This window comes from Streptomyces sp. NPDC002835 (assembly GCF_053591995.1).
The window spans coordinates 1-4,950 of sequence record NZ_JBSFUW010000101.1 but is presented as its reverse complement, the minus strand read 5'-3'; the positions used below and the strand labels follow the sequence as shown (position 1 = coordinate 4,950).

Sequence of the window (4,950 nt, the reverse complement as noted above, 5' to 3'; positions counted from 1 at the left end):
CGGTCTCTTCAAGACCGCCCCTGACTAACTACCGCCCGCTACACTCCAGCCGCCCGGCATCGTCCCAGGTCAGACACCAAAGTCCTGCTGGAGTATTAACCCTCGCCCTTGCCGCAGTCACCGCCTTCGCCCTCGCCGCAGCCGCCTCCCGCGTCTGGCACCGCCACGGCTCCCGGCCCGGCCCCGGCGTGTCCGCCGCCGCCCGGGCCCGCCAGCTCCACACCCCCTGGTCCGCCTCGCGACCCTCCTCGGCGTCGACACCCACGCCGAACGCCAAGCCCGCCGCTACGACGCGGGAGCAGTAGCGGAGAAGCGCGCAGCCGCCCGCCTCGAGACCCTCAGCCGCGAAGGCTGGACGATCCTCTACGACCGCGCCCTCCCGCGCGGCCGGGCGAACGTCGACGCCCTCGCCATCGCGCCGAACGGCGCCACCTTCCTCCTCGACCCCAAGAAGTGGTCCGGACGCTTCCCCGTCAGCGTCCGTGCCGGCCGACTCTGGCACGGCACCGTCGACGTCACCGACCGCTTCGACGGCGTCCTCCATGAGCGGGAGACCGTCGCCCGCCTCCTCCGCGTCGACGTCACCGCGATCGTCTCCATGGACGGCGCCCCGCTCGTCGGCCCCACGGGCGACCCGCCACCGAGCTCGTGTTCCGCGGCGTCCGCATCGTCCCCGCCGACCGGCTGCCGACCGTCCTCCGGATCTCCGGCCGCTTCCCCGGGCAGCGCCGCGCCGCCGAGCTCGTCGCCACCGCGGAGCGCACCCTCCCGCACTACCCGCGAGGCCGGTAAAGAGGGACCGAAGGGACTCAACTCGCCGATAGCCTGACTCGACCGCACCAGCACCGAGGAGCCGATCATGGGAGCCATCCAGGAGCCCACGCCCGCCATGGGCCCGTACCGCACCGAGATCTGGGGGAGTCCTTCTACCTGACCGTGAGCGGACCGACCGCCGAGCTCGCCGCCCGGCGCGACAACAGCGACACCCTCCTCCCCGTCGCCCACGTCCCGCACCTCCTCGCCACGCTCGACCAGGTCACCGCACACAAGGGCTGGCAGGACTGGACCGGCACCTCGCGCACCGGAGCGGCCACCGTCACACCGATGGCGCCGAGCTCCTCCTTCGCACGACCCAGCCCGTGTACGCCCAGGACTGGGACGACGAGGACGGTAAGGACTCCTCCATCTCGACGGAGGTCGGGTACGAGGACATCGACGACCTCCGCGCACAACTCACCGCCCACGCCTGACCCGCACCACACCGAAGGGCCTGCCGGCATCCGCCCGGTGGGCCCTCGCGTATGCGCGCCCCCCGCGCGCATCTTCGCGCCTCTGGTTGCCGACACCGTGTCGGTATCTACTCTCCGCATGACCATCCTCACTGAGCGCGAAGCGCCGACCCCCGATGGCATCAACCCCTCCCGCGCACGCAGTGCAGTACGGGCCCTCTACACCCGCCCGGCCCTCACCACGGCAGACCTGAGCGCGCCCCTCCTCGCGCTCCCCGACGACGCCCCGAACGGCAGCCCGCTGCCTGGCGCGGTGCCCCTCGCCGACGTACCGCCGACCGTCGACCGCTGGGCAGCCCTCGGCATCCACGGCATCAAGGTCTTCGCGTACGGCCACGACCGCGACGGCCGCGCCTCCGGCGCGCTCGCCCCCGGCAACCGCATGGTGGCCGCCATCACCGTCGTGAAGTCGACCGTCCCGGACATGGCCGTCACCACCGAGGTCTGCGGCTGCTCCTGGACCGACCACGGCGAATGCGTCCTGCGCGACCCTGACGGAGGCATCGACCTCGACGCCACATACCGGCTCATGGGCGCCATGGCCGTCCAGCACGCCGATGCCGGCACCGACGTTGTCTCGCCCACGGCAATGCTCGACGGCTCGATCCGCGCCGTCCGGGCAGCGCTCGACGAGGCCGGGCACCGCGACGTCGGCGTGAACCCGAACCTGGCCATCCACACCGGCCTGTACGGCCCGTTCAAGACGCTGATGGCCACCGACCCTCAGTCGGGGCACCGGCGAGGCTTCCAGCTGGAGCCCGGCCGCGCCGACCGAGACACGATCATCCAGGCCCGCCGCTGGATCACCGAGGGCGCCGACTCCCTGACGCTCCAGCCGGTCATGACGGCCGTCGACGTCCTCGTACGGCTCCGCGACGACCAGCGCGTCCCGATCGTCGCGTACTCCACCTCCGGCGAGTGGACTGCGCTCCAGGCCCTCGGCACGGCCGGCATGGTCGAGTACCTCGCGATGCTCAAGCGCTCCGGCGCGGACCAGATCCTCACCTTCGCCGCCGAGACCGCGGCTCGGCATCTGGAGACCAGCCGTGCGTGACGCCCCCATGGAGCGCCCCCCGCTCCTCGACGCCATCCTCGCCGACGCCGCCCGCGCCAACTTCGCGATGTCCTGCGAGGACCGCACCGGCTCACTCCTCGCCACCCTCGCCGCGTCCAAGCCCGGCGGCCGGTTCCTCGAGCTCGGTACCGGCGTCGGAGCAGGTGCCGCGTGGCTGGCGGCCGGCATGGACGCGACCGCCCACCTGGTCACCGTCGAGCTGGACAAAAACGTCCAGTCGATCGCGCGCCGCCACCTCGGCGACGACCCGCGGATCACGTTCGTCACGTCGGACGCGGACGCCTGGCTCACCGAGCAGGAGATGCCCGAGGAGTTCGATTTCGCGTACGTCGATTGCAGGCCCGGGAAGTACCTCCGTCTGCCGGACCTCCTCGCACTGCTCAAGCCGGGCGCCCTGTACGTCGTGGACGACATGCTTCCGCAGGCCACCTGGCCGGAGGACCATCAGCCGCGCGTCGACGGCTTCCTCGAACGACTGCCCGATGTCCCCAACTGGCGCGCCACGCCGATGAACTGGGCGTCGGGGCTGGTGGTGGCCGCCCGCCTCTGAGGGTCTATCGTGCCCTTATGGCCCATGATCTGATTCGCATTGTCTCCCGCGACTCGCCGATGGCTCTCGCCCAGGTGGAGCGTGTCCGCGCCGAGCTGGCCGCGCTCCACCCCGGCATCGAGACCACCGTGCTTCCGGTGAAGACGACAGGCGATAAGTGGATGGGCGACCTCTCCCAGGTCGACGGGAAGGGAGCGTTCACCAAGGAGGTGGACGCCGCCCTCCTCGCAGGAGAGGCCGACCTCGCAGTGCACTGCGTCAAGGACATCCCGGCCGACCGGCCCCTCCCGGCCGGCACAGTGTTCGCCGCCTTCCTCAAGCGCGACGACATCCGGGACGCCCTGATCCACCCCGGCGGCCTCACGCTCGACGAGCTCCCGGCCGGGACTCGGATCGGCACATCCTCCGTGCGCCGGATCGCGCAGCTCTCCGCCTCCCACCCGCACCTGGAGTGCGTTCCCATGCGCGGCAACGCCAACCGGCGGCTCGAGAAGCTCGCCGCGGGTGAGGCCGACGCGCTGCTCCTGGCCGTCGCCGGTCTCGAGCGGATCGGCCGTGCCGACGTCATCACTGAGATCCTGTCGACCGACGTGATGATGCCGCCGATCGGTGCCGGCGTCCTCGCGCTCCAGTGCCGCGAAGATGACACCGACCTGATCGACCTGATCAGCGGGCTCGGCGACCGCGACGCCTACCAGGAGACCCAGGCGGAGCGGATGCTCCTTCACGTCCTCCAAGGACACTGCAACTCGCCGATCGCCGGGTTCGCCCGGGCCGAGCTCAACGGCGAACTGTCCCTGCGCGCCTGTGTCTTCTCCTCGGACGGCAAGGTCATGCTCAACGCCCATGAATGGGCGGGCAGGCTCGACCCGTCCACGCTCGGTACGTCCGTCGCCGTCACCCTCCTCCGCCAGGGCGCCCGCGAAGTGATCGACAGCATCCCGCACTGACCCACCGCGCTGGCGTCAGCGAACCCCAAGGGCCCACCGAGAACCGGCGGTTTCTAGGGGTCGTTGCAACACGTGGTCGGTTGTTCAGGCCGCGAGGAGTTTATGCAGGCGCTCGGCTGGGGTTTCCAAGTCGAGCGTTTTGCCTGGGCGGCCGTTGAGCTGGGCGGCAACGGCGTCGAGGTGTTCACGGCTGTGGGGGGACAGGTCGGTCCTGAGGTGACCCCGGTGGTGTGGACACTCTGACAATGGATCTTTCGATCCGAGGGAGGGTGTCCTGGTGGGACGTAAGTCTCCGTATCCGGCGGAGTTCAGGAACGACGCCGTCGCGCTCTATCGCGCGGCGGGCGGGAAGCGCACGTACGCGGCGGTCGCGGCAGATGTCGGGGTGACCGGCGAGACGCTGCGGAGCTGGGTGCGCCAGGCCGACGAGCACGCGGGCCGTGCTCATAGCCATGGTGAGCAGAGCGCGGAGAGCCGGGATGAGGAACTGGCCCGGCTGCGCGCGGAGAACGGCAGGCTGCGCAAGGCGGAGAAGGAATGGGAGCTCGAGCGCGAGATCCTGCGCCGGGCAGCGGCGTATTTCGCCAAGGAGATGAAGTGAAAACCCGCCGCTGGGACTTCGTCTCCGCCCACGCCGAGACCTTCGGCGTCCAGCGGATATGCCGGGTCCTTCGGGTCTCGCCCTCGGGCTACTACCGGTGGATCGCCGGCGCGAAGACCCGCCAGGAGGTGTGGCGTGCCTACGGATGGCGATGGACTTCTGGCGGCGGCCAGTGCCGCCTTCCGTACCGCTCGTCAAGGAGCTGTGCGAGGCCGGCGCCTACGTCCGCGACGGAGACAGGGTGAAGGGGCTGATCTACCAGCCGTTCGCCGACCACGTGCGGACACGGTGGGGACTGCACGCCCAGGCCGTGCCCGACCTGCCCGCCACGCGCATTCCCGAGATCATCGCCGCGGGCCGCCTGGCAATGCTGTCCGTACACAAGACGATCCAGCAGGGTCTGCCGGGCGCCGACCAGGATCCGGGAGAACATGTCCCGGCCGAGGTGGTCGAGGCCGAACCAGTTCTCGCCGCGCGCGCCGACG

4 protein-coding genes and 4 pseudogenes are annotated in these 4,950 nt (G+C 70.8%); 7 read left to right on the top strand and 1 reads right to left on the bottom strand.

What is annotated here, in order from left to right:
* Positions 1–58: 58 nt before the first annotated feature.
* The 5 genes and pseudogenes from ACWD01_RS37185 to hemC form a co-directional block, all read left to right on the top strand.
* Positions 59–469: pseudogene (locus tag ACWD01_RS37185) on the top strand (nuclease-related domain-containing protein); the annotation flags it as partial.
* A gap of 179 nt (positions 470–648) precedes the next feature.
* Positions 649–792 carry a hypothetical protein gene (locus tag ACWD01_RS37180; protein ID WP_451168379.1) on the top strand — a complete coding sequence of 48 codons (144 nt, stop codon included), beginning with the start codon at positions 649–651 and terminating at the stop codon, positions 790–792.
* Positions 793–1,368: 576 nt separating this feature from the next.
* A complete protein-coding gene (locus tag ACWD01_RS37175; protein ID WP_451168378.1) occupies positions 1,369–2,343 on the top strand; it encodes a hypothetical protein in 975 nt (324 codons plus the stop codon).
* Complete coding sequence (locus tag ACWD01_RS37170) at positions 2,336–2,914, top strand: O-methyltransferase (RefSeq protein ID WP_451168376.1); 579 nt, start codon at positions 2,336–2,338, stop codon at positions 2,912–2,914. The genes ACWD01_RS37175 and ACWD01_RS37170 overlap by 8 nt, the downstream gene beginning before the upstream one ends.
* A gap of 17 nt (positions 2,915–2,931) precedes the next feature.
* Positions 2,932–3,864: a hydroxymethylbilane synthase gene (gene hemC, locus ACWD01_RS37165; RefSeq protein WP_451168375.1), complete on the top strand. Its 933-nt coding sequence runs from the start codon at positions 2,932–2,934 to the stop codon at positions 3,862–3,864.
* Between the two features lie 84 nt (positions 3,865–3,948).
* Here the strand turns inward: hemC and ACWD01_RS37160 are convergent.
* Positions 3,949–4,074: pseudogene (locus ACWD01_RS37160) on the bottom strand (IS30 family transposase); the annotation flags it as partial.
* Positions 4,075–4,141: 67 nt separating this feature from the next.
* Between ACWD01_RS37160 and ACWD01_RS37155 the strand changes: the two are divergent.
* Positions 4,142–4,593, top strand: a pseudogene (locus ACWD01_RS37155) (transposase); the annotation flags it as partial.
* 17 nt (positions 4,594–4,610) lie between these two features.
* A pseudogene (locus ACWD01_RS37150) lies at positions 4,611–4,950 on the top strand (hypothetical protein); the annotation flags it as partial.